The 1,436-nt window shown below is 35.8% G+C and carries 1 protein-coding gene; it reads right to left on the minus strand.

The genetic code is table 11. The features are described 5' to 3' along the window. Positions 1-34: 34 nt before the first annotated feature. Positions 35-1,380 (minus strand): IS3 family transposase gene (locus tag E4T79_RS10665; RefSeq protein ID WP_135030106.1). Its coding sequence is split into 2 segments (ribosomal slippage): positions 35-939 and positions 939-1,380, totalling 1,347 coding nucleotides; the frame shifts between segments, so codons are not numbered across the junction. Positions 1,381-1,436 lie beyond the last annotated feature (56 nt).

Raw genomic sequence — 1,436 nt, forward strand, 5'->3', positions numbered from 1 at the left:
AATGTACTGACCCCCAAAAGTTGGACATAATATTTTAAGTAAAGGATTTAGTTCTATATTGTACAGGACTAAGTCCTTTTAGTTTTATTTTGATACGTTTATTATTGTAATAATCAATGTAATTTGTAATCGCTTGTTCTAACTCTCCTAGAGATTGATAGTCGCTCTCATAACCATAGAACATTTCTGACTTTAATATGCCAAAGAAAGATTCCATCATCCCGTTGTCAGGACTATTTCCCTTACGTGACATAGATGGACGGATACCTTTAGAGTTTAAAAATTGATGATAAGAATTGTGCTGATACTGCCAGCCTTGATCACTATGTAATATAGTTCCGTCATAGTATTTATCTGGAAATGTCTTTTCCAGCATCGTATTCATTTGATTTAAGTCAGGAGAACGTGAAATGGTATAGTTTATAATCTCGCTATTATAACCATCAAGAACAGGTGACAAATAGAGTTTCCCTGCAGGTAAGGCAAATTCAGTCACATCGGTATAACACTTCTCAAAGGGTTTAGAAGCTTCAAATTGACGTTGAATAAGGTTGTCAGCTTTCTTACCAATTTCACCCTTATAAGATGAATAGCGTCTTTTGCGACGTATTCTCGCTGCCAAACCTAGTGCTTTCATCAAACGTTGAACTCTTTTGTGGTTGATGATAAACCCTCTGTTACGAAGTTCCAAAGTGACTCGACGATAGCCATAGTTCCCTTTATGTTCCTGATAAATCGTTTGAATTTGGTCTTTAATAGACTTCTCTATATCTCCTCGTTCCAACTGTTTAAGGTGATAGTAATAAGTTGAACGTGCTAATTTAGCTGCTTTTAGTAGTAAATCTAATCTGAACCCTTGGGCAGCCATTTCTTTAATTGTTTCTGTCGCTCTTTCTCGATAGCTTCGTCCCGGTCTTCTAGTCCTTTTAACTTTTTTAGGAAAGCATTCTCCGTTCTGAGATATTCGTTCTCTTCTTTAAGACGCTCTAATTCAGTCATTTCTTTCCAAGTTTTCTTTGGTTTACGTCCCATTTTTGCTGGTCTCCCTTTTGTTTTCTCAACAATAGTATACCCGTTTTTCTTGTATTGCGCTATCCAGTTTGGAAGAGTACCTTGATTTGGTAGAGCATAATCAAGAGCTACTTGATTGAGAGACTGATGATCAATTAGAACTTTATCTATCATTTCCTGCTTGAGTTCTGGAGAATAATAGGTGTTTTTCCCTTTCTTGACAATGCTTATTCCATACCTGTCAATCAATCGAATCATATATTTGATGCCAGATTGATTCATACAAAATCGTTCTGACAAAGACTTAATTGTTTCACCATTCTGCCGTAGCTCATAAATGTTGACTTTATCTTCATAACTCAATTTCATAAAAATAACACCCCAAAAGTTAGATTTTTTCTGTCTAACTTTTGGGGTGCGGTTCA

Source organism: Streptococcus sp. LYSM12 (genome assembly GCF_004569635.1).
In the GTDB taxonomy this organism is placed as follows: domain Bacteria; phylum Bacillota; class Bacilli; order Lactobacillales; family Streptococcaceae; genus Streptococcus.